This is a genomic window from Streptomyces sp. T39 (assembly GCF_008042045.1).
Lineage (GTDB): Bacteria > Actinomycetota > Actinomycetes > Streptomycetales > Streptomycetaceae > Streptomyces.
Window position 1 is genome coordinate 223177 of the sequence record NZ_RDBP01000012.1, and the last position, 23726, is coordinate 246902.

The window sequence follows — 23726 nt, forward strand, 5'->3', positions numbered from 1 at the left end:
CCTGTGGGGTGCGGCGCCCGCCCCGCCCCGCGGCGGGCGCCGCACCCCACAGGGGCGCGGCGCCCGCCCGACGAGGTGTCAGGGGCGCTCGGGAGGGGTCTTCGCCGGGTGCTCGGCCAGGGCGGTCAGCGCCATCCTGATCGCCTCGTCCAGCTGCGGATCGCGCCCCTCCGCGTGGTCACGGGGCGTCATCACCACCTCCACGTCCGGGTCGACGCCCCGGTTCTCCACGTCGAAGCCGTAACCCTCCAGCCAGAAGGCGTACTTGGGCTGGGTCACCAGCGTGCCGTCGACCAGCGAGTAGCGGCTGTCGATGCCCACGACACCGCCCCAGGTGCGGGTGCCCACGACCGGACCGATGCCGAGCGCCTTGATCGCCGCGTTCACGATGTCGCCGTCGGAGCCGGAGAACTCGTTCGCCACGGCGACGACCGGGCCCCGGGGCGCGTCGAACGGGTAGCTGAAGGCTCGCCGCCCGCGCGGCAGGTCCCAGCCCACGATCCGGCGGGCGAGCTTCTCGACGACGAGCTGGGAGGTGTGGCCGCCGCGGTTCTCCCGCACGTCCACGACCAGGCCCTCGCGCGCCACCTCGACCCGCAGGTCCCGGTGGATCTGCGCCCAGCCGGGCGCCTGCATGTCCGGGACGTGGAGGTAGCCGAGACGGCCGCCGGAGCGCTCGTGGACGTAGGCCCGCCGGTCGGCGACCCAGGCGTGGTAGCGCAGGGGCTCCTCGTCGTCGAGGGGGACGACGACCGCGTGCCGCGGATCGCCGCCGCCCGCCGGGGACACCGTCAGTTCCACCGGGTTGCCCGCCGCGCCGACGAGCAGCGGCCACGGACCCCTGACCGGGTCGACGGGCCGGCCGTCGACGGCGAGCAGGGTGTCGCCGGCGCGCAGCGCGACCCCGGGCGCGGCGAGCGGGGAGTGGGCGTGCGGGTCGGAGGTCTCCGAGGGCAGGATCCGGTCGATGCGCCAGGAGCCGTCCTCGGCGCGCGAGACGTCCGCGCCGAGCAGACCCTGCCGGCCGGACCGCCTGCCGCGCCCGCCGCGCGGCATCACATAGGCGTGGGAGGTGCCGAGTTCGCCCTGCACCTCCCAGAGCAGGTCGACGAGGTCGTCGTGGGTGGCGACCCGCTCCAGCACCGGCCGGTAGCGCTCCAGGACGCCGTCCCAGTCGACACCGCCGAGGTCCTCGCGCCAGAAGTGGTCGCGCATCAGACGCCCGGCCTCGTCGTACATCTGACGCCACTCGGCGGCCGGATCGACCGTGCGGCGCACCCGGCCCAGGTCGACCGTGATGTTGGTGTCGCTGTCCTCGTCGCGTGAGGCGCGCCGGTCGCTGGGCACGACCTTGAGCTTGCCGTCGGTGGACAGCAGCAGCCGCTTCCCGTCGCCGCTGACGCGGAAGAACGCGACGTCGTCGGCGAGTTCCTCCGGGTGCCGGCCGCCGAGCTCGAAGCGCTCCAGGGCCGTCTTGGGGCCCGGGTCGTCGGGGGTGGCCCTGGTGGTGCCGAGGGCGCCGCGCAGCGGGTGGCGCAGCCACAGGAGTCCGTCCTTGGCGGCGCGCAGGGACGAGTAGCGGGCGGCCTCGACGGGGAACGGGACGATGCGGTCCGCGAGTCCGTCGAGATCGACCCGGGTCACGGGCACGCCGCCGTCCTCCCCGTCGGAGGAGTCGTCGTCCCGGTCCGCCTCGAAGGGCCGCCCGTGGCGCTGCGGGCCGAACGGCGAGGGGGTGGTGGCCGCCAGCGTGATCAGGTGCGGCCGGCAGCCCCCGACGAACGCCAGGTCGAAGACATGGCTGTCGTAGACGGGGTCGAAGGCGCGCTCGGAGAGGAAGGCGAGGTGCTTGCCGTCGAGGGTGAACGCGGGCTGGTAGTCCGCGAACCGCAGCGGCGTCGCCTCGGAGACGGTCAGGTCCGCGGTGTTGGCGAGCCTGATCTGGCGCAGCGGGTCGGGGCCGGCGTGCGACCAGGCCAGCCACGCCGAGTCGGGCGAGAAGACGAGCCCCTCGGCGTCGCCGTCCTCGCTGCGGTCGACCTCGCGGACCTCGCCCGTCCCGCGCTCGACGAGCAGGACCCGACCGTCGTGGGAGGCGACCGCCGCGCGGCTCCCGTCGGGGGCGACGGCGAGGTCGACCACCCGGCCGAGCCGGCCCGCGCCGAGCCGGCGCGGGGTGGAGCCGGCGGCCGTGCCGGTCGCCGGCGCGAACTCCAGCGCGTCGTCGCCCTCCGCGTCCGTCACCCAGACCACGTGCTCCTCGCCGTCGGCGCGGAACGTGCGGGGCGTCCTGGCGCGGACGCCCGGTTCGGTGGCGAGGTCGCGGGCGGGGCCGTCGCGATGGGTGACCCAGTGGATGCCGCCGCGGATCTCGACGGCGCTGCCGCGGCCGGTGTGGTCGGGGGCGGCGGAGCCGACGTGCCGGTCCGCGCTCAGGGTCCAGGGCTGGAGGTCGGTGCGCTGGCCGCCGAGTGGGATGTCCAGGCGCCGGGGCGAGGCTCCGTCCAGGTCGTCGAGGATCCACAGCTCGCCGGCGCTCGTCCAGACGACCCGGGTGCCGTCGGTGGCCGCGTGGCGTGCGTAGAAGCCGTCGACCGGCGTGTGGCGCCGCAGTCCGGTCCCGTCGGGGAGGGACGAGTAGAGCGCGCCGACGCCCTCGTGGTCGGAGAGGAAGGCGATCCGGCCGCCCACCCACAGCGGGTACTCGATGTTGCCGTCGAGGTCCTCGTGCACGCGGACGAAGTCGCCGTCCGCGCCGTCCTGCGACGACTCGATCCACAACTTGCCCGCCGTGCCGCCCCGGTAGCGCTTCCAGGCGGCCGCCTCGCGGCCCATGGTGGCCGACAGCAGCAGGGTCCGCGGGCCGTGGGCGACATCGCCGACGGGCCCGTACGGGAGGACCTCCGCCGGTCCGCCGTCGAGCGGCACCGCGTGCGCCCAGGTGCGGCGGAACGACGCACGGCCCTGGCTGGAGGTCGCCAGCACCCGGCCGTCGGCCGTCCAGCCGCGCACGGTGGTCCGCACGCTGCCCCAGTAGGTGAGGCGCTCGGACGGTCCTCCGCCGACCGGCGCGACATGCACCTCGGGGGCGCCGTCCCGGTACGAACTCCAGGCGACACGGGCCCCGTCGGGCGAGAAGCGCGGGTGGTCGGCGGGCATGTTGTCGGCGCTGACGCGCCACGCCCGGCCGCCGTCGAGCGGCGCCACCCAGACGTCGTCCTCGGCGGTGAAGGCGATCAGCTCGCCGTGCAGATGGGGAAACCGGAGGTAGGCAGGGTGCGTCACGGGTTCACCCTAGGGAACCCCGGGCCCCGCCAGCAGGGCTTTGGATCACTTGGCCGGAACCGCGGTCACCGTGACGGTCTCCGTGACGGTGACGGTGGGTGCCGGGCGCGGGTCCGACGGGCGTGCCGGACGGGACCGTTCGGCGGTGGCGGCGGCCGAGCAGTCGCCGAGCATGGTGGCCTGGAAGACGACCTTCTTCGCGATCCTGGCGGTCATGTCGCCCTTGACGCACACCCCGGCGCGCTCCTCGGTGACGGTGCCGCCCAGGGTGATCGCTCGGCCGTCGCCCGTCTCCCCCTCGCAGTCGACCTCCACCTCGCGGGGGCCGGCGGGGGCCGTCGTGCCGGCCGCGTCCCGGGTGGCCTCCGCTCCCCCGGTCCGCGCCCTGGCCGTGCAGCTGAACCAGGCGACGTCGAAGGTGAGCCGTTCCAGGGTGCTCGTCGCGGTGCGGTCGGTGGTGAGGGCGACCGCGGCGGAGTCGAGGCCGCCGGCGGCCGGTTCGCAGGCGGCGGCTCCGGCGACGGCGATCCCGCAGGCCCCGAGCGCGGCCATGGTTCTCAGCAGCCTCATGGGCGGCAGGGTCCCACCTCCGGCCGGGGGCGCACCAGGGCCCTTGCGGCCACTTTCCCCGAAGGTGTGAGGGGCCGTGCGGGGGGCGTCAGGACCAGCGGCCGGTGCGCCCGAGCAGCAGCGCGGTCGCCGCCGTGCCCGCCGTGGAGGTGCGCAGCACGGTGCGGCCCAGCCGGAACGGCCGGGCGCCCGCCCCGGCGAAGAGGGCCAACTCGTCCGGGGACACGCCGCCTTCCGGACCGACGACGAGCACGATCGAGCCGGAGGCGGGCAGTTCGGCGCCGGCGAGCGGCGCGGAGCCCTCCTCGTGCAGGACGGCGGCGAAGTCGGCGGCCGCCAGAAGTGCCGCGACCTGCTTGGTCGTCGCCGCGTCCGCGACGGTGGGGAAACGCAGTCTGCGCGCCTGCTTCCCCGCCTCGCGGGCGGTGGAGCGCCACTTGGCGAGGGACTTGGCGCCGCGTTCGCCCTTCCACTGGGTGATGCAGCGGGCGGCGGCCCACGGCACGACCTCGTCGACGCCGGTCTCCGTCATGGTCTCGACGGCGAGTTCGCCGCGGTCGCCCTTGGGCAGCGCCTGGACGACGGTGATCCGCGGCTGCGGCTCGGGCTCGGCGGGGCAGGCGCGCACCTCCACGGTGAGCCGGTCCTTGCCCTCCGTCCCGTGCACGGTCCCCGCGGCGCCGCGGCCGGAGCCGTCGGTCAGGACGATCTCCTCGCCGGGGACCAGCCGGCGCACCGAGACGGCGTGCCGGCCCTCGGGGCCGTCCAGCGTGACGAGGGCGCCGGGGGCGATGCCGTCGAGCGAGTCGACGACGAAGACGGGGGCGGTCATCGGGTCCCTTCCTCGGCGAGCGAGGCCCGCGCGGAGTCGAGTTCGGCGGCGAGGACGTCCACGAGCCGCCCGGCGGGCAGGTCCCGGGCCAGCCGGTGGCCCTGCCCCGCCCACAGCGCCATGCCCTGCGCGTCGCCGGCCGCGGCGGCCGCCCTGCGCAGCGGGGCGGTCAGGTGGTGGACGTCCGGGTACGCGGCCGGGGCGTACGGTCCGTGCTCGCGCACGAAGCGGTTCACCAGGCCGCGCGCGGGCCGCCCGGAGAAGGCGCGGGTCACCTCGGTGCGGGTGAGGAGCGGATCGGTCATCGCCCGCTTGTGCAGGGGGTGCGCCCCGGACTCGGGGCAGACCAGGAACGCGGTGCCGAGCTGGGCGGCGCTCGCGCCCGCGGCGAGCACGGCGGCGATCTGCGCCCCGCGCATCAGACCGCCCGCGGCGATCACCGGCAGCCGGACGCTCTCGCGCACCAGCGCGACGAGGGCGAGCAGCCCGAGACCCGCGCCCTCCGCGTCCGGGTCGTCGCGGTGGGTGCCCTGGTGGCCGCCCGCCTCGACACCCTGCACGCACACGGCGTCGGCGCCCGCCCGCTCGGCGGCCCGCGCCTCGCCGGCCGTGGTGACGGTGACCACGGTCGTGGTGCCGGCGCGGGCGAGCGCGGCGAGGTCCTCGCGGGAGGGGCAGCCGAACGTGAAGGAGACGACGGGCACGGGGTCGTCGACGAGGACCGCCAGCTTCGCCTCCCAGGCGTCGTCGCGGCCGGCGCCCGGGTCGCCGAGGGGCGTCCCGTACCGGGAGGACTCGCCGGCGAGCCGGTCGCGGTACACCCCGACGGCGGCCGGGTCGGCGGCGCCGGGCTGCGGCATGAACAGATTCACGCCGAAGGGCTTGGAGGTGAGGCTCCGCACCCGTCGGATCTCCTGGTGCATGCCGTCCGCAGTCTTGTACCCGGCGGCGAGGAATCCGAGGCCGCCTGCGTCACCGACGGCGGCGGCGAGCTCGGGGCGGGACGCGCCGCCCGCCATGGGGGCCTGCACGATCGGGTGGCGGCCGAGACCGGTCAGCGCGGACGACATGTACGCATCGTCCCACGTCCCGGCGGGTGCCCCGCGCCCCGGTCCCGCCCTTGCGGTGCCGTCCCGATCCCGGACCGTACCGGGGGGAACGGCCGCGGGGGGCGCCCGGCCGCCGGGGGGAACGGCCGCGGGGCGCGCCCGGCCGCCGGGGGGAACGGCCGCGGGGCGCGCCCGCCGGACGCGCCCCGCCTTGCCCTGCACGGCCTCGGCCGCGTGCCGCTACCGGCCGTTGAACGCGTCCTTCAGACGCGAGAACAGCCCCTGCTGCCCTGGCTGGAACTGGCCGGTCGGCCGCTCCTCGCCGCGCAGCTTCGCGATCTCCCGCAGCAGGCGCTCCTGCTCCGGGTCGAGCTTGGTGGGCGTGGTGACCTCGACGTGCACGATCAGATCGCCGCGGCCGCCGCCCCGCAGATGCGTGATGCCGCGTCCGTGCAGCGGGATCGACTGGCCGGACTGGGTGCCGGGCCGGACGTCGATCTCCTCCAGGCCGTCGAGCGTCTCCAGGGGGCACTTGGTGCCCAGGGCCGCCGCCGTCATGGGGATCGTCACGGTGCAGTGCAGGTCGTCGCCCCGCCGCTGGAAGACCGGGTGGGCGATCTCGTGGATCTCCACGTACAGGTCGCCGGCGGGGCCGCCGCCCGGGCCGACCTCGCCCTCGCCCGCCAGCTGGATGCGCGTCCCGTTGTCCACACCCGCCGGGATCTTCACGGTGAGCGTGCGGCGCGACCGGATGCGGCCGTCGCCGGCGCACTCCGGGCACGGCGTGGGCACGACCGTGCCGAAGCCCTGGCACTGCGGGCACGGACGCGAGGTCATGACCTGCCCGAGGAAGGACCGGGTCACCTGGGAGACCTCGCCGCGGCCGCGGCACATGTCACAGGTCTGCGCCGACGTGCCCGGTGCCGCACCCTCGCCGGAGCAGGTGGTGCACACCACGGCCGTGTCGACCTGGATGTCCTTGGTGGTGCCGAAGGCCGCCTCGTTGAGGTCGATCTCCAGGCGGATCATCGCGTCCTGGCCGCGCCGCGTGCGCGAGCGCGGGCCGCGCTGCGACGCCGTCCCGAAGAAGGCGTCCATGATGTCCGAGAAGTTGCCGAAGCCGCCGGCTCCGAAGCCTCCCGCGCCGCCGCCCGCCTGGGACAGCGGGTCGCCGCCGAGGTCGTAGACCTGCTTCTTCTGCGGGTCCGACAGCACCTCGTACGCGGCGTTGATCTCCTTGAAGCGCTCCTGCGTCTTCGGGTCCGGATTCACATCCGGGTGGAGTTCGCGCGCAAGCCGGCGGAAGGCCTTCTTGATCTCGTCCTGGGACGCGTCGCGGCGTACGCCGAGTACGGCGTAGTAGTCCGTGGCCACTTACGACTCCGCCAGGATCTGTCCGACGTAACGTGCCACTGCGCGTACCGCTCCCATCGTTCCGGGGTAGTCCATGCGGGTCGGTCCGACCACGCCGAGTTTGGCGACTGCTTCGCCGCCCGAACCGTAACCGACCGAGACGACGGACGTGGAGTTCAGTCCCTCGTGGGCGTTCTCGTGCCCGATTCTCACGGTCATGCCCGATTCCTTGGCCTCGCCGAGCAGCTTGAGGAGCACGACCTGCTCCTCCAGCGCCTCCAGCACCGGCCTGATCGTCAGGGGGAAGTCGTGGCCGAAGCGGGTCAGATTGGCGGTGCCGCCGATCATGAGCCGTTCCTCGGTCTCCTCCACCAGGGTCTCCAGCAGGGTCGCGAGGACCGTGGAGACCGTTCCGCGGTCCTCGGTCTCGAACGACTCCGGCAGATCCTGCACCAGCGTCGGCACGTCCGCGAAGCGGCGCCCGACGACCCGGCTGTTGAGCCGGGCGCGCAGGTCGGCGAGGGAGGTCTCGCCGAACGGAGCCGGGCAGTCGACCAGCCGCTGCTCCACCCGGCCCGTGTCGGTGATCAGCACGAGCATCAGCCGGGCGGGGGCCAGCGACAGCAGTTCCACGTGCCGGACCGTCGAGCGGGTCAGCGAGGGGTACTGCACCACGGCGACCTGCCGGGTCAGCTGGGCGAGCAGCCGCACCGTGCGCCCGACGACGTCGTCGAGGTCGACGGCGCCGTCCAGGAAGTTCTGGATGGCGCGGCGCTCGGGGGTGGACAGGGGCTTCACTCCGGCGAGCTTGTCGACGAAGAGCCGGTAGCCCTTGTCCGTGGGGATCCGGCCGGCGCTGGTGTGCGGCTGGGCGATGAAGCCCTCCTCCTCCAGCACGGCCATGTCGTTGCGCACGGTGGCCGGGGAGACACCCAGACGGTGCCGCTCGGTCAGCGCCTTCGAGCCGACGGGCTCCTCGGTGCCGACGTAGTCCTGGACGATGGCGCGCAGAACCTCGAGCCTGCGTTCGCTGAGCATCGCGCGCACCTCCAGCTGCGGTTCGTCATCTCTCGGGGTCTTCCGGCGCTCGCCTGGCACTCGATACGGCCGAGTGCCAGCGGGCCCCCGGCCAGTGTACGGCTGCGGGGTACGCCCCTAGCAAGGGCGACCGACCACCGGGTCGGGTCGACGGCCCGCTCAGGTGTCCCGGTCCACGGCGGGCAGGCGGGTGCCGATAGCGTCGCCCCCATGGACGTCGCGTGGGAAGACCTCGGCTGGGAGCGGCTCGCGGACGGCGTCGCCCGCCGCAGGCTGCCCGTCTGGGACGCCACCGTGGGTGTGGTCGCCGGCCGGGACGCGGTGATGCTCTACGACACGGGATCCACGGTCCGCGAGGGCTCCGTGATCCGCGACGAGGTGGAGTCCCTGCTGGGCCGCCGAGTGACGCATGTCGCACTCAGCCACCCCCACTTCGACCATGTCCTCGGCACCTCCGTCTTCGCGGGGGCCGAGGTTTACGGGGCCGTGGGCCTGGACGGGCTGCTGCGCCGGGAGGGCGACCTCATCCGGCAGGACGCCGTACGGATGGGGGTGGCCCCCGACGAGGCGGCCGAGGCGGCGGACGCGCTGGTCGTGCCGCACCACGCGGTGGCCGGCGAGTGCGCGGTCGACCTGGGCGGTCGTCAGGTGGTGCTCGCCGACGCGGGCCCCGGCCACAGCGGACACGACCTGGCCCTGCTGGTGCCGGGCACGCCGGACGTCGTGTTCTGCGGAGATCTGGTGGAGGAGTCCGGCGAACCGCAGGCCGGCCCCGACGCGATCGGCTCGCGCTGGCCCGCCGCGATCGACCGGCTGCTCGCCCTCGGCGGCCCCGGCGCGCTGTACGTGCCGGGCCACGGGGCGGTCGTGGACGCGGAGTTCCTCCGCCGCCAGCGCGCCGAACTGGCGGCGCGTTTCGGCGTGTCGTAGGACGTCCGGCCCGTATGGTCATCCGATATGCGCAGCTACAGCCCTGATCTGACGCCGCCCTGGAAGCGGCGGGCACCCGTCCCCGAGGTCCCGGCGGAGCCGGATCTGGTGGTCGAGGAGGTCTCGACCGGCTTCTGCGGGGCGGTGACCGGCTGCGAGGCCGGGACCGTCACGCTGGAGGACCGCTTCGGCAAGCACCGCGTCTTCCCGATGGAGCCGGCCGGCTTCCTGCTGGAGGGCAGAACCGTCACCCTGGTGCGCCCCTCCTCCGGCGCCCCCGCGCGCCCCGCCAGGACCGCTTCCGGCTCGGTCGCGGTCCCCGGCGCCCGCGCCCGTGTCGCCCGGGCCGGCCGCATCTACGTGGAGGGCCGCCACGACGCCGAACTCGTCGAACGCGTCTGGGGCGACGACCTGCGCATCGAAGGCGTGGTCGTCGAGTACCTGGAGGGCGTCGACGACCTGCCCGCGATCGTCGAGTCGTTCGGGCCCGGCCCGGACGCCCGCCTCGGGGTGCTGGTGGACCACCTGGTCACCGGGTCGAAGGAGTCCCGGATCGCCGGTTCCGTGACCGACCCCCATGTGCTGGTCGTCGGCCATCCGTACATCGACGTGTGGGAAGCCGTGAAGCCGTCCTCGGTCGGGATCCCCGCCTGGCCGTCGGTGCCCCGGGGCCAGGACTGGAAGAAGGGCGTCTGCCGCGCCCTGGGCTGGCCGGAGAACACGGGCGCCGCCTGGCAGCACATCCTGTCGAAGGTCCACTCGTACAAGGACCTGGAACCGGCGCTGCTGGGGCGGGTGGAGGAGCTGATCGACTTCGTCACCGAGCCGGGCGGCTGACCGGCGGTCCCGCACGGCGGGGTCGGGCGGCGAGGCCGTCGTCACGGAGCCGGGCGGGGCCGGGCGGGGCCGGGCGGCTGTCCCGGCCTGTGCGCTCGGGTGGCCGGGCGGCGTCGGGCGGTCGCTCGGCCGGCCGTCCGGGGCGTCCGCCCGGTCCGGGCGGGCGCCCGGCGTCGTGCGGTCGGTCGACGGGCCCCGGTGCCCGGGCGCTCAGTCGACCAGGTCCCTGACGACGGCGTCCGCCAGCAGGCGTCCCCGCAGCGTCAGGACCGCCCGGCCCTCCGTGTACGGCTCCGGCTCCAGCAGGCCGTCGCGCAGGGCCTGGCCGGCGGCGGCCAGGCCCGCCTCGTGCAGCAGGGACAGCGGGGCGCCCTCGCGCAGCCGCAGCTCCAGCAGGATGCGCTCGACCCGTCTGTCCTCGGCCGTCAGCAGTTCCCGTCCCGCGCCGGGTGAACGGCCTCCGGCGAGGGCGGCCGCGTACGCACCGGGGTGCTTGACGTTCCACCAGCGCACACCGCCGACGTGGCTGTGCGCTCCGGGGCCCGCGCCCCACCAGTCCGCCCCCCGCCAGTACAGCTCGTTGTGCAGGCAGCGGCCGGCGTCGGAGGTGGCCCAGTTGGACACCTCGTACCAGTCGAAGCCGGCCGCGCCGAGCATCTCGTCGGCGATCAGATAGCGGTCGGCGTGGACGTCGTCGTCGGTCATCGGGACCTCGCCGCGCCGGATGCGGCGCGCCAGCCCGGTGCCCTCCTCCACGATGAGGGCGTACGCCGACACATGGTCCGGGCCCGCCCCGACGGCCGCGCTCACGGACGCCCGCCAGTCGTCGTCGCTCTCCCCCGGGGTGCCGTAGATCAGGTCGAGGTTGACGTGGTCGAACCCTGCGGCGCGGGCCTCGGCCACGCAGGCCTCCGGCCGGCCGGGCGTGTGGGTGCGGTCCAGCACCTTCAGCACGTGCTGCCGGGCGCTCTGCATGCCGAACGAGATCCGGTTGAAGCCGCCGGCACGCAGCTCGGCCAGGTAGGCCGGGTCCACCGACTCCGGGTTGGCCTCCGTGGTGATCTCCGCGTCGTCGGCGAGACCGAACTCCTGCCGTACGGCGTCCAGCATCCGCACCAGGTCGCCCGCGGCCAGCAGGGTCGGCGTGCCGCCGCCGACGAACACCGTGCGCACCGGGCGGGGGTCGTCGCCCAGCACCTTGCGCGCGAGGCGGACCTCGTCGGCGAGGGTGTCGGCGTAGTTGTCGCGCGAGGCGAGCACCCCGCCGGAGCCGCGCAGCTCGGTGGCGGTGTAGGTGTTGAAGTCGCAGTAGCCGCAGCGGGTCGCGCAGTAGGGCACGTGCAGGTAGAACGCGAGCGGCCGCTCGCCGGCGCCGTCGAGGGCGGACGCGGGAAGCGTGCCGTCGTCGGGCACGGGCTCGCCGTCGGGCAGTACGGAAGGCATGCCCCCCATTGTCCGTCACCGGCCGAGCTCCCCCGGCCGGGCCGGGGGTGCGGGCGGCGGGCGGCCCCCGGCCGTCACCGGGAAGGCGGTCGGACGGCGGCCCTCGCCCGTCACGGGGGCGGTCGGACGGCGGCCCTCGCCGGCCACCGGGAGGGGCCGGTCGGACGCGGCTCCGGCCCGTCACCGGGCGGTTCGGGTCAGGCGGCGGCTCTGGCCTGGAACACCAGCAGGGCCAGGTCGTCGCCCGGCGGTGTCTGGGCGAACGCGTGCACCGCCGCCCGGATGCGGTCCGCGACGCCCTGTGCGGGCAGCCCCGCGCACCCGGCCAGGACCTCGGCCAGTCCGTCCCCGTCGTCGAACATGCGCGCCCCCGAACGCCGCTCGGTCACCCCGTCGGTGACGCACAAGAGGGTGTCACCGGGCGCGAGGTCGAAGGTGGTGCTGCGGTATGCGACGTCGTCGACGACGCCGAGCAGCACCTGGGACTCGGCGACGGGGGTGACCGACCCGTCGGGCCGCAGCAGCAGGGGCAGCGGGTGGCCGGCGCTCGCGATCGTGCAGCGGGCACCGGCGGAGCCCTCGGACGCGGGCACCACCTCGCCGTAGAGCAGCGACAGGAAACGCGAGTGGTGGCCGTCGGGCAGGCCGGGCCCGTGCGCGCCGCCCGTCGCGTAGAGGGCGGCCGCCTCGGCGGCCTCCACGGCGTCGTCCAGGAGGAGCCCGTTGAGCCGGTCGAGCACCTGGCCCACCTGGTAGCCCTCACGGGCGAGCAGTCGCAGCCACGGGCGGGCCAGCCCGGTCACCACGGCGGCCTCGGGGCCACTGCCCTGGACGTCGCCGAGGACGAAGCACCAGCGACCGGAGGAGCCGGCCTGGAAGACGTCGTAGAAGTCGCCGCCGACCACGCCGTCGCCGCTCGGCTCGTAGACCAGGCAGGTGTCGACGCCGGGGATGCTGCCCACCTTGCTGGGCAGCAGGCCGCGCTGGAGGACCCTGCTGATGGTGGCCTGCCGGGTGTACTCACGGGCCGCGCTGACGGCGAGGGCCACCCGCCGGGTGAAGTCCTCCACGAGGGCGGTCACCTCCTCGGGCAGCCGGACCGCGCCCGTCCGCCCGGCGACGAGGACGCCCAGGGTGCGGGAACCGACGGCCAGCCGGTACGCGAGGGCCGCGCCGGAGGACGCCTCCGTGCCGTCCCCGGCGGGCCAGGGGACGGGCTGGGGGCCGCCGTTGCCCGGTTCGGGGGGCTTGGGCGCCTCTTGGCCGAGGGCCTCCTTCAGCTGCTCGGTCCTGGCCTCGTCACGGTGCCAGACGCCCGCGAGCCGGGGCGCGGGGAGGGACCGCCCGCCGGCGCGCGGTCCGTGGTGGCCGCCCTCGTCGTCGAGCCACACGGCGCACCAGTCGGCGAGCCGCGGGACGAGCAGCTGGGCGGCGAGCGCCGCGACCATGTCCTCGTCGAGCTGGCCGGCGAGCAGGTCGGAGGCCTCGGCGAGGAAGGACGCGGCGCCGCCGCGTGCCAGCCAGTCCCACTCGTCGCGGCCCGGTGTCAGGTCGTGCAGGGTCTCGCCGGCCGGCACCGGGCCGTCGGCCGCCGCCACGGCCCCGGGGCGGGGGCGGCTGCCCCGGCCGTCGAGGGGGATCCGCGCCCAGACGGACTTCACGGCGGCGCGGTAGGTGACGCCCCACCGCTCGGCGACGGCGGCGACGAGATGGAGGCCGCGCCCGTAGTCGGGGGTCCCGGACTGTTCGGAGCCGTGCGGGTGGCTGTGCACGGGCCGGTCCGGGTGGTGGTCCGAGACCTCGACGACCAGCGCGGCCGGTTCGTCGCCGTAGGGGCCGTCGTAGCGGCAGAGCAGCTCGGCCGCCGTGCCCGCGTGGACGACGGCGTTGGTGACCAGCTCGCCGGCGACCAAGGCGGCGTCGTCGGCCATCCGCTCGGCGCAGGGCACGCCGGGCGGGCATCCGCCGCGCCCGTGGCAGAGCGCGCACGCGTCGAGCATGCCCAGCAGCGTCCAGTCGGCGACGGCCGCCCGCACCAGCCGGCGGGCGGTGGCGGGCGCCAGGAGGTTCCCGGGCAGGCAGACGCGCACCCCGTGCTCCCCCGGCTCGGACCACCCCGGGGACATGGGTGACGGGCGGTTGCCGGTGTCTCGCTGCAACGGAATGGACCTCACGTGCGGCTCCTGGTCGGTGCTGTGTGCGCCGCTTATGACACCGACAGGGTGACAGACAGAGCCCGCCCATACGCACGGAGTCACCGAACTCGGGGAGGACTTTCGAGACGTCCCTGGTCGGGGGGCGTGTCGCTAAGTTCACGCGGGCGGGCCTTGTGTCGCGCCAAGGGGGCGTGCGCCCGCTCGTACGCACCCCCGGCACCACGCCGCGCCGACAGCCGGGCGCTCGTCCGCGCTCCCTGACGCTCCCCCGCACGCCGACGCCGGGGTCCGGAGGGGGAACCCTCCGGACCCCGGCGTCGGCGGCTCGGCCGTGCGCTGGGCTACGCCTCGCGGGAGCCCGCGTACATGTCCTCGATCAGGTGCTTGTACTCCTTCTCCACGACCGGGCGCTTGAGCTTGAGGCTGGGCGTCAGCTCACCGTGCTCGATGTCGAGGTCACGGGGCAGCAGGCGGAACTTCTTGATGGTCTGCCAGCGCTGGAGCCCCTCGTTGAGGCGCGCCACGTAGCTCTCGACGAGCTTCTCGGTCTGCGGGGCGGCCACGACCTCCGCGTAGGACTTGCCCGCGAGGCCGTTGTCGGCGGCCCAGCCGAGGATCGCCGGCTCGTCGAGCGCGATCAGCGCGGTGCAGAAGTTCCGGTCGGCGCCGTGCACCAGGATGTTGGAGACGAACGGGCACACGGCCTTGAACTGGCCCTCGACCTCGGCCGGGGCGATGTACTTGCCGCCGGAGGTCTTGATGAGGTCCTTCTTGCGGTCGGTGATCCGCAGGTAGCCGTCGGCGGAGAGCTCGCCGATGTCACCGGTGTGGAACCACCCGTCGGGCTCCAGGACCTCGGCGGTCTTGTCCGGCAGGCCGTGGTAGCCCTCCATGATGCCGGGGCCGCGCAGCAGGATCTCGCCGTCGTCCGCGATGCGCACCTCGGTGCCGGGCAGCGGCTTGCCGACGGTGCCGGTGCGGTACGCCTCGCCCGGGTTGACGAAGGAGGCGGCACTGGACTCGGTGAGGCCGTAGCCCTCCAGAATGTGGATGCCCGCACCGGCGAAGAAGTAGCCGATCTCCGGGGCGAGCGCGGCCGAGCCGGACACGGCGGCCCGCAGCCGGCCGCCGAACGCGTCGCGGAGCTTCGAGTAGACCAGCGCGTCGGCGACCTTGTGCTTGGTGCTCAGGCCGAACGGCGCGGAGGCGTTGCCGGTGCGGCGGAAGTTGTCCTGGGTGACCTTGGCGTACTCGCGGGCGACACCGGCGGCCCACTGGAAGATCTTGTACTTGGCGCCGCCCCCGGCCCGGGCCTTGGCGGCGACCCCGTTGTAGACCTTCTCGAAGATGCGCGGCACGGCGGCCATGTAGGTCGGCTGGACCACCGGCAGATTCTCGATGATCTTGTCGACGCGGCCGTCGACGGCGGTGACGTGCCCGACCTCGATCTGGCCGGAGGTGAGCACCTTGCCGAAGACGTGCGCCAGCGGCAGCCACAGGTACTGCACGTCGTCCTTGGTCACCAGGCCCGTCGCGGCGATCGCCTTCGCCATGTACGACCAGTTGTCGTGCGGGAGGCGCACCCCCTTGGGGCGGCCGGTGGTGCCCGAGGTGTAGATCAGGGTCGCGAGCTGGTCGGCGGTGATGGCCGCGATCCGCTCCTTGACGGCCTCCGGGTGCTTCTCCAGGTAGGCCGCGCCACGGGTCTCCAGCTCGGCGAGGCCGAGCACGAAGCCCTCGGGGTCGGCGGCGTCGGGCTCGACGCCCTCGGAGTCGATGACCACGACGTGCTTCAGCGCCGGCAGCTCCGCGCGCTTCTCGCGGGCCTTGGCCAGCTGGGCGGCGTCCTCGGCGATCAGCACCCGGCTCTCGGAGTCGGAGAGGATGTACGCCGACTCCTCGGCGTTGGTGGACGGGTAGACCGTGGTCGTGGCGCCGCCGGCGCACATCACACCGAGGTCGGCGAGGATCCATTCCACCCGGGTGGCGGAGGCGAGCGCGACCCGGTCCTCGGCGGCGACGCCCAGCTCGATCAGTCCGGCGGCGATGGCGTAGACGCGGTCCGCCGCCTGGCCCCAGCTCAGGGACCTCCACTCGTCGGGCCCGTCGCCCGAGGCCGGCGGCACCGGGTAGCGGTAGGCCTCGCCGTCGGGCGTGGCTGCCACGCGCTCGGCGAAGAGGCTCGCCACCGAGGGCGGCCGGTTCTCGATCTGGGTCTGGGTTTCGCTCACGACGTCCTCCGGGCCTGCGGCAGCACTGCACGACTGGCTGGTTGTTTAACTGGCGAGTAACCATCGAGCCGTGATCAGGGTAGAGCGCGCGGGAGCGGCGCGTAAGGGCCTGCGTGCTGCCGCTTCATAACGAACGGAGCCCAGTTCCGCTCATCGGAGCAACGCATCCTTGCCGTGTACATGTAACGATTCGAGCTGCCGGGACAGCGAAAAGCGCCCGCCACGGCCTTGACGAGCGCTTTACCTTCGACCCGCACGCGGACGCCGTCGGCGTTGTACCCGGCGCGCCGGCGCGGTACCGGGCGGCGGCGCGAGGCGGCGAACCGGCCGCCGCCCGCGCCCCGGCCGCTACTTCTTCTTGCCGCCCTCGTCGCTGGAGAGCACGGCGATGAAGGCTTCCTGCGGCACCTCGACGGAGCCGACCATCTTCATCCGCTTCTTGCCCTCCTTCTGCTTCTCCAGCAGCTTCCGCTTACGGGAGATGTCACCGCCGTAGCACTTGGCGAGGACGTCCTTGCGGATCGCACGGATCGTCTCGCGGGCGATGACCCGGGAGCCGATCGCCGCCTGGATCGGCACCTCGAACGCCTGGCGCGGGATGAGCTCGCGCAGCTTCGCGACGAGCCGCACACCGTAGGCGTACGCGGCGTCCTTGTGGGTGATGGCGGAGAACGCGTCCACCTTGTCGCCGTGCAGCAGGATGTCGACCTTGACCAGGCTGGAGGCCTGCTCGCCGGTGGGCTCGTAGTCGAGCGAGGCATAGCCGCGGGTCTTCGACTTCAGCTGGTCGAAGAAGTCGAAGACGATCTCCGCGAGCGGCAGCGTGTAGCGGATCTCGACCCGGTCCTCGGACAGGTAGTCCATGCCGAGCAGGGTGCCGCGGCGGGTCTGGCACAGCTCCATGATCGAACCGATGAACTCGCTCGGCGCGAGGATGGTGGCCCGCACGACGGGCTCGTGGACCTCGTCGATCTTGCCCTCGGGGAACTCGCTCGGGTTGGTGACCGTGTGCTCGGTGCCGTCCTCCATGGTCACGCGGTAGACCACGTTCGGGGCGGTGGCGATCAGGTCGAGGCCGAACTCGCGCTCCAGGCGCTCCCGGATCACGTCCAGGTGCAGCAGGCCGAGGAAGCCGACACGGAAGCCGAAACCGAGGGCCGCCGAGGTCTCCGGCTCGTAGACCAGAGCCGCGTCGTTGAGCTGGAGCTTGTCCAGGGCGTCGCGCAGCTCGGGGTAGTCGGAGCCGTCCAGCGGATACAGACCCGAGAAGACCATCGGCTTCGGGTCCTTGTAACCGCCGAGCGCCTCCGTGGCGCCCTTGTGCTGCTGGGTGATCGTGTCGCCGACCTTGGACTGGCGGACGTCCTTCACACCCGTGATGAGGTAGCCCACCTCACCGACGCCCAGACCGTCGGCCGGGAGCATCTCGGGCGAGTTGGTGCCGATCTCCAGGAGCTCGTGGGTCGCGCCGGTCGACATCATGCGGATGCGCTCGCGCTTGTTGAGCTGGCCGTCGACGACACGGACGTAGGTGACCACGCCGCGGTAGGAGTCGTAGACCGAGTCGAAGATCATCGCGCGGGCGGGGGCGTCCGACACTCCGACCGGGGCCGGGACCTCGCGGACCACGCGGTCCAGCAGCGCCTCGACGCCGACACCCGTCTTCGCCGAGACGCGCAGCACGTCGTCCGGGTCGCAGCCGACGAGGTTCGCCAGCTCCTCGGCGAACTTCTCCGGCTGGGCGGCCGGCAGGTCGATCTTGTTGAGCACGGGGACGATGGTGAGGTCGTTCTCCATCGCCAGGTAGAGGTTGGCGAGGGTCTGCGCCTCGATGCCCTGGGCGGCGTCCACCAGGAGGATCGTGCCCTCACAGGCGGCCAGCGACCGCGACACCTCGTACGTGAAGTCGACGTGCCCGGGGGTGTCGATCATGTTGAGGATGTGGGTCCTGCCCTGGTCCTCGCCCTCGGTGGGTGCCCACGGCAGACGGACGGCCTGGGACTTGATCGTGATGCCGCGTTCGCGCTCGATGTCCATGCGGTCGAGGTACTGCGCACGCATCTGCCGCTGCTCGACCACGCCGGTCAGCTGGAGCATCCGGTCGGCGAGCGTGGACTTGCCGTGGTCGATGTGCGCGATGATGCAGAAGTTGCGGATCAGCGCCGAGTCGGTACGGCTCGGCTCGGGCACGTGGGTAGGGGTCGCGGGCACGCAGGGTCCTGATTCTGTGGCAGACGCCGGGTCGGTGGAGGCTCGCCTCGGGTCGATGTCGGATCGATACGTAGGCTCCATGGTCCCACGCGCACGGGGCTGCGCCCGGTTTGGGCCGCCGGAGGGACGGCTGGTAGCCTGAACAGCTGTGTCTCGTGTCCTCCCTCTCTGGACGCACGTCCTCGGCCCGACGGGCCCGGGGACGAGGCACACACTCGAAGATCATCGATCCTGAAAAGGCTCTTTCGTGGCGAACATCAAGTCCCAGATCAAGCGGAACAAGACGAACGAGAAGGCGCGCCTGCGCAACAAGGCCGTCAAGTCGTCCCTCAAGACCGCGATCCGCAAGGCCCGCGAGGCCGTCGCCGCCGGCGACGTCGAGAAGGCGACCGTGGCCTCCCGTGCCGCCGCCCGTCAGCTCGACAAGGCCGTCTCCAAGGGTGTCATCCACAAGAACGCCGCTGCCAACAAGAAGTCGGCACTGGCCACCAAGGTTGCCTCCCTCCAGGGCTGAGCTCACGACTGATCGCCGCCAGGGATCCAGCGGGCCCTCTCTTCCGCTCCCGAACGGCACCCCTCGCGCCGCACGCGGCCTGCGTTCGCCACGCGGGTGCGGCGCACCGAGCTTGACGTGAAGGCCCCGGTGGCCGTCCTTCCCCAGGACGGCCACCGGGGCCTTCGGCGTGCCGGTAGGTCCCTGGGCCGCCGCCCCGCCGTGCGGCGCGGGCGCGCGTCAGCATCGGTGGGGGCAGCGGGAAAGGCCGTCGAGTGCGTCAGCCGCGCGGGGACCGGGGAGGGCCGTCGGGTGCGTCAGCCGCGGTGGCGGGAGACGGAAAGGCCGTGGGTGCGTCAGCCGCGCTGGGAGCGGGGAGGGCCGCCGGGTGCGTCAGCCGCGGTGGGAGCGTGCGGCCCGGGCGATCGCCACGACCGCCTTCTCCAGCGCGTACTCCGGGTCGTCGCCCGCGCCCTTGACGCCCGCGTCGGCCTCGGCGACCGCACGCAGCGCGACGGCGACGCCGTCCGGGGACCATCCGCGCATCTGCTGCCGTACCCGGTCGATCTTCCACGGCGGCATCCCCAGCTCACGGGCCAGGTCCGCGGGACGGCCGCCCCGGGCGGACAGCAGCTTGCCGATCGCCCGCACGCCCTGCGCGAGCGCGCTGGTGATCAGCACGGGCGCCACGCCCGTCGACAGCGACCAGCGCAGGGCCTCCAGCGCCTCGGCGGCCCTGCCCTCGACCGCCCGGTCGGCGATCGTGAAGCTCGACGCCTCCGCGCGTCCCGTGTAGTAGCGGCCGACGATCTCCTCGTCGATCGTGCCCTCCACGTCGGCCGTCAACTGGGAGACGGCGCTCGCCAGCTCACGCAGATCGCTTCCGATCGCGTCCACCAGCGCCTGGCACGCCTCGGGCGTCGCCGATCTGCCGAGCGCCCTGAACTCCTGCCGCACGAACGTCAGACGCTCGGCGGGCTTCGTGGTCTTCGGGCAGGCGACCTCCCGGGCGCCCGCCTTGCGCGCGGCGTCCAGCAGCCCCTTGCCCTTCGCACCGCCGGGGTGCAGGAGGACCAGGGTGATCTCCTCCACCGGCGAACCGAGGTACCCCTTCACGTCCTTGACCGTGTCGGCGGACAGGTCCTGGGCGTTGCGCACGATCACGACCTTGCGCTCGGCGAAGAGCGACGGACTGGTCAGCTCGGCGAGCGTGCCCGGCTGGAGCTGGTCCGCGGTGAGGTCGCGTACGTCGGTGTCGGCGTCGGCCGCCCGCGCGGCGGCCACGACCTGCTGCACGGCACGGTCGAGCAGCAGGTCCTCCTGGCCCACGGCGAGCGTGACGGGGGCGAGCGGATCGTCGGTCGAACTGTTCCTGGCCATCGCGGTCAAGCATCCCACGGGGCACCGACAGCCCCGCCCGGCACGTCCGTGCGCGCCTCGCGCCAGCCGCTCCGGCCCGGAGCGTCAGTGCGCCTCACGCCAGCCGTCCCAGCCCGCCACGAACTCGTCGAGGGCGACCGCGTCCAGCCGGCCCTCAGGGTCCTCGACCACCACCAGCCACTGGGCGTCCTCGGCGTCGTCCTCGCCGGCCAGCGCGTCCCGCACCAGGCGGGGCTCGTCCGGCACCTCGAAGTGGTCGGCGAGGGTCTCGGCGACCTCTTCCGCCGCGTCCCGGTCGGGGAGCACCAGCACATGTCTCACATCGTCCACCGCCACATTGTGCCGTCCGGTCACACCTCGGCCGCACCCGCGCGGACGTCGGGGAACACCGCCGCCCGCGGCACCTCGCCGAGCACCAGAGCGAAGTGCTCCCGGTAGGCGTCGAGCACCTCGCCGTCACCGTCCAGCATCCGTTCCTCGCGCTGCCCGTGGACCGTGGTCACCAGCTTGCGCCCGGAGAGCGTGACCCGGCCCTCGGCCGTGAAGCGCGAGCAGACCAGCGAGGCGGTGAAGTGCGAGGACGGCGAGGTGCGGTGGTACCAGCAGGCCGCGACGAACTCCGCCAGCTCACGCGGTCGCAGGTCCACCCTCAGCTCCGGAGTGCCGTCGCGCAGGACGTCGAGATCCCCGTGGTCCAGCCCCTCGACGACCCGGAAGACGCCGGACGGGTCGGTCTGCTCCGCCCTCTCGTCCAGCAGCAGCGGAAAGCGGGCGTGGTCGCCGAAGCCGACGTCCGCCAGCCACGGACCGCTGCCGTCCGCCGTCTCCACCCGCAGCGTCAGATGGTCGAACGGCATCCCCAGCCGTCCGCCCTTGCCGAAGACCCGCGCCTGGTGCAGCGTCACCCGGAAGCCGAGGGCCCGCAGCAACGCGGCGAAAGCGCCGTTGAGTTCGTAGCAGAACCCGCCCCGGTGGGCGTCCACGACCTTGGCGACCAACCGGTCCTCGGAGAGCACCACCTCCTCTCCGAGATGTACGGACAGGTTCTCGAACGGCACCGCCAGCAGGTGCCTGTGCTGGAGCTCGCGGAGCGCGTCCGCATCGGCCCGCCGGGGCCTGACGGCCCCGATACGGGCGAGGTAGGCGTCCGCCTCCCGCGGCGACAGCTCGTACGGCGGGGCCATCACGTACGGGGCGGCGCCGTCCTCCGGCGAGGACCGGCCGTCCTGCGCGGGGGCGGCCGGTGCCGGGGCGGCCGGGGCTGGGGCGGTGGGGTGCGGGTGGGCTGGGGTCTCCATGGCAGCAGTCTCCTCGGCGGCCGCCTCCCGCACCATGCGCCCGGGGCGGCTCAGGGCGGACGGCCGCCGCTGGTGGTGACGCCGAGCCGCCGCCCCGCGCCCGTAACGGCGACGGAACCGTGCCGGTCCGTGCGCAGCACCATCGCACCTGTGGTCCGGAGCAGCGCCACCGTGCGTGGTGAGGGGTGGCCGTACGGGTTGTCCCGGCCGCAGGAGACCAGCGCGATACGTGGCCGGACAGCCGCGAGGAGCGCCGGATGCTGATAGGCCGAACCGTGGTGCGCCACCTTGAGCACGTCGACCCGCGGCAGCACGGGTCGGCTGCGCATCAGCGCCTGCTGCCCCGGGGGCTCCAGATCTCCGAGGAGCAGGAGCGACAGCCCGCCCGCCGCCCGCACGTGCAGGGTCACGCTCGCGTCGTTCGGCTCCTCCGGCAGTGCGCCCGGCCCGGCAGCCGGCCAGATCACCTCCCAGGCGATCCCGCCGGTACGCCGCCGCTCCCCCGGCGCCGCCCGCACCACGGGGACACCCGCCTCGGCGGCGACCCGCCGGACGAACTCGGCCTGCCCGGCGGGCTCCTCCAGTGTCGTCGTCTGCACGGCGCCGACACGTCTGCCCCGCAGGACTCCGGGCAGCCCGGCGACATGGTCGGCGTGGAAATGCGTGATCACCAGCAACGGGACGCGTGTGACGCCGAGTTCTCTCAGGCAGCGGTCGGCCGGTTCGGGGTCGGGGCCCGTGTCGATGACGACGGCGGCCCCCTCGCCCGCCGCCAGCACCGTGGCATCGCCCTGGCCCACGTCGCACATCACGTACGTCCAGTCCGGCGGCGGCCAGCCGGTGACGACGCGGGTCAGCGACGCCGGGCGGAGCACGACCAGGAGCAGCATCAGCGCACACAGCGCGCCCGCGAGCGGGTATCGGGGAAGACGGCGCACGAAGAGCATCAGGACACCGGTGACCACGGCGAGCAGCAGTCCGCCCCGCCAGCCGCCCGGCCAGTCCACCGTCGCGCCGGGCAGCGCGGCCCCGGTGCGGGCGACGGACGCGATCCAGCCGACGGGCCATCCCGCCACATGCGCCAGGAGTGCGGCGGCGGGCATCGCCACCGGGGCCGTCGCCAGCGCCGCGAAACCGAGGACCGTGGCGGGTGCGACCGCCAGTTCGGCCACGAGGTTGCAGGGGATGGCGACCAGGCTGACGCGGGCCGCGAAGACCGCCACCACGGGCGCGCACACCGCCTGGGCGGCGGCGGCCGCCGCGAGCGCCTCGGCGAGCCGGGGCGGCACACCGCGCCGGCCCATCGCCGCGCTCCAGCGGGGTGCGACCGTCAGCAGGGACCCGGTCGCGAGGACCGAGAGCAGGAATCCGTAACTGCGGGCCAGCCGTGGGTCGTACAGGACCAGCAGCAGGACGGCGGCCGCCAGAGCGGGAAGCAGGGACCTGCGCCGCCCGGTGCCGATGGCGAGCAGGGTGACCAGGCCGCATGCCGCCGCTCGCAGCACGCTCGGTTCGGGACGGCACACGACCACGAACGCCAGCGTGAGAGCGCCCCCGGTCAGCGCCGTGCCGCGCAGGGTGATGCCCAGCCGCGGGGCCAGGCCGCCCCGTTCGGCCCGCAGCGCGCGGCCCGGCGGGCCGATCAGCAGGACGAGCACGATGGTGAGGTTGCTGCCCGACACGGCCAGGAGGTGGGTGAGGTCGGTCGCCTCGAAGGCCGCCTGGAGGTCAGCGGTCACCCGGGACGTGTCGCCGACGACCAGGCCGGGCAGCAGCGCCCGCGCGTCCGGCGGGAGCCCTTCCGTCGCTTCGCGCAGCCCAGCTCGCAGGCCGCCCGCGATCCGCTGGACTGCGGTCGGCGGGCCGGTGACGCGGGGCGGCCCGGAGCCGTACGGGCGCAGGACGGCGGCGAAGCGGTCGTCGGGGCGCATCGGGGGCACCAGCGTGCCCGACAGCCTGAGCCTCGTGGAGGGCAGCAGCCGCCGCCACGGGTCGGCCGGGCCCCGCGCGGACACCAGCACCAGGAGCGGGGTGCGCACCTCGGTGACCGCTCCCCCCGGGGCCGTCACCCGTACCGCCGTGACGTCGAGGGCGGTGCCTCCCGGCACCATGCGGTGACCGGTGACCTTGGGCCCGGTGGGGCGCGGGTCCGCCTCCACGGTGACGTCGACGGTCACATGGGCGCGCTGACGCGCCAGTTCGGGCAGCGGGCCGCGACGCGCCTCTGCCGCGTGGAGCCCGGCGGTGGTCGCTCCCGCCGCCGCGCAGAGCAGCACCGCGGCGGCGGCCGTGCCCGTGCCCACGCCCGGGAAGCGGAGACGTCCGGTGCGCCGTCGGCGAAGCGGGGGCGGGCGGTGTGCCACCGGCTCGCGGGAGCCGAGGAGCAGGACGGCCGCTCCGAGCAGGCAGGCGGCGACTCCCGCAGCGGTCCATCCGCCCGGTGCTCCGAGGGCGAGGGCGGCCGCGGCCCACGCCGCCACGGCGGGCGGTACGAGACGCAGGTCGGCCGGGCCGTCCTCACGGGGGTCCGAGGCACCGAGCCGACCGGCGGCGTCCGCGTGCACGGAGGCGCGGGGTGGGGGTGCGGGGGGCGCGAGGGCACGGGGTCGTGGCGCATGAG

The 23726-nt window shown here is 74.3% G+C and carries 17 protein-coding genes; 3 read left to right on the forward strand and 14 right to left on the reverse strand.

The window, feature by feature from the left end; all coding sequences use genetic code 11:
• Positions 1-78: 78 nt before the first annotated feature.
• The 6 genes from EAO77_RS01915 to hrcA all read right to left on the reverse strand — a co-directional run bounded on the left by EAO77_RS01915 (position 79) and on the right by hrcA (position 8127).
• Positions 79-3285 carry a S41 family peptidase gene (locus EAO77_RS01915; protein WP_147986397.1) on the reverse strand — a complete coding sequence of 1069 codons (3207 nt, stop codon included), beginning with the start codon at positions 3283-3285 and terminating at the stop codon, positions 79-81.
• 45 nt (positions 3286-3330) lie between these two features.
• A complete protein-coding gene (locus EAO77_RS01920) occupies positions 3331-3855 on the reverse strand; it encodes a hypothetical protein (protein WP_147986398.1) in 525 nt (174 codons plus the stop codon).
• An 88-nt stretch (positions 3856-3943) separates the two neighbouring features.
• The gene (locus tag EAO77_RS01925; protein WP_147986399.1) at positions 3944-4687 is read right to left on the reverse strand and encodes a 16S rRNA (uracil(1498)-N(3))-methyltransferase; all 744 of its coding nucleotides are present in this window, start codon (positions 4685-4687) and stop codon (positions 3944-3946) included.
• Complete coding sequence (locus EAO77_RS01930; protein ID WP_147986400.1) at positions 4684-5757, reverse strand: nitronate monooxygenase; 1074 nt, start codon at positions 5755-5757, stop codon at positions 4684-4686. Before EAO77_RS01930 ends, EAO77_RS01925 begins: the two co-directional genes overlap by 4 nt.
• Before the next feature lie 219 nt (positions 5758-5976).
• Positions 5977-7110, reverse strand: coding sequence for a molecular chaperone DnaJ (gene dnaJ, locus EAO77_RS01935; RefSeq protein ID WP_147986401.1), 1134 nt, complete (start codon positions 7108-7110; stop codon positions 5977-5979).
• A complete protein-coding gene (hrcA, locus tag EAO77_RS01940; protein WP_147986402.1) occupies positions 7111-8127 on the reverse strand; it encodes a heat-inducible transcriptional repressor HrcA in 1017 nt (338 codons plus the stop codon). It lies immediately after the preceding gene.
• A 210-nt stretch (positions 8128-8337) separates the two neighbouring features.
• Between hrcA and EAO77_RS01945 the strand changes: the two genes are divergently transcribed.
• Together EAO77_RS01945 and EAO77_RS01950 are read left to right on the forward strand one after the other, a co-directional pair.
• Positions 8338-9057, forward strand: coding sequence for an MBL fold metallo-hydrolase (locus EAO77_RS01945; RefSeq protein WP_147986403.1), 720 nt, complete (start codon positions 8338-8340; stop codon positions 9055-9057).
• A 27-nt stretch (positions 9058-9084) separates the two neighbouring features.
• Positions 9085-9894: a DUF3097 domain-containing protein gene (locus EAO77_RS01950; protein ID WP_147986404.1), complete on the forward strand. Its 810-nt coding sequence runs from the start codon at positions 9085-9087 to the stop codon at positions 9892-9894.
• Positions 9895-10104: 210 nt separating this feature from the next.
• Here the strand turns inward: EAO77_RS01950 and hemW are convergent, their stop codons facing one another.
• The 4 genes from hemW to lepA all read right to left on the reverse strand — a co-directional run bounded on the left by hemW (position 10105) and on the right by lepA (position 17935).
• Positions 10105-11337, reverse strand: a complete 1233-nt coding sequence (hemW, locus tag EAO77_RS01955; RefSeq protein WP_187283089.1) for a radical SAM family heme chaperone HemW — start codon at positions 11335-11337, stop codon at positions 10105-10107.
• A 197-nt stretch (positions 11338-11534) separates the two neighbouring features.
• Entirely contained in the window at positions 11535-13463 is a 1929-nt protein-coding gene (locus tag EAO77_RS01960; RefSeq protein WP_147988888.1) for an ATP-binding SpoIIE family protein phosphatase, read from the reverse strand.
• A gap of 371 nt (positions 13464-13834) precedes the next feature.
• Positions 13835-15724 carry an AMP-dependent synthetase/ligase gene (locus tag EAO77_RS01965; protein ID WP_147986406.1) on the reverse strand — a complete coding sequence of 630 codons (1890 nt, stop codon included), beginning with the start codon at positions 15722-15724 and terminating at the stop codon, positions 13835-13837.
• Positions 15725-16072: 348 nt separating this feature from the next.
• The gene (gene lepA, locus EAO77_RS01970) at positions 16073-17935 is read right to left on the reverse strand and encodes a translation elongation factor 4 (RefSeq protein ID WP_147986407.1); all 1863 of its coding nucleotides are present in this window, start codon (positions 17933-17935) and stop codon (positions 16073-16075) included.
• Positions 17936-18182: 247 nt separating this feature from the next.
• Between lepA and rpsT the strand changes: the two genes are divergently transcribed.
• Entirely contained in the window at positions 18183-18449 is a 267-nt protein-coding gene (rpsT, locus tag EAO77_RS01975; RefSeq protein WP_147986408.1) for a 30S ribosomal protein S20, read from the forward strand.
• A 372-nt stretch (positions 18450-18821) separates the two neighbouring features.
• Here the strand turns inward: rpsT and holA are convergent, their stop codons facing one another.
• From holA to EAO77_RS01995, 4 genes are all read right to left on the reverse strand, one after another.
• Positions 18822-19808, reverse strand: a complete 987-nt coding sequence (gene holA, locus EAO77_RS01980; RefSeq protein ID WP_147986409.1) for a DNA polymerase III subunit delta — start codon at positions 19806-19808, stop codon at positions 18822-18824.
• Positions 19809-19892: 84 nt separating this feature from the next.
• Positions 19893-20138: a hypothetical protein gene (locus EAO77_RS01985; RefSeq protein WP_147986410.1), complete on the reverse strand. Its 246-nt coding sequence runs from the start codon at positions 20136-20138 to the stop codon at positions 19893-19895.
• A 20-nt stretch (positions 20139-20158) separates the two neighbouring features.
• The gene (locus EAO77_RS01990) at positions 20159-20992 is read right to left on the reverse strand and encodes an arylamine N-acetyltransferase family protein (protein ID WP_147988890.1); all 834 of its coding nucleotides are present in this window, start codon (positions 20990-20992) and stop codon (positions 20159-20161) included.
• 164 nt (positions 20993-21156) lie between these two features.
• Positions 21157-23670 carry a ComEC/Rec2 family competence protein gene (locus EAO77_RS01995; protein ID WP_261993769.1) on the reverse strand — a complete coding sequence of 838 codons (2514 nt, stop codon included), beginning with the start codon at positions 23668-23670 and terminating at the stop codon, positions 21157-21159.
• Between the last annotated feature and the right edge of the window lie 56 nt (positions 23671-23726).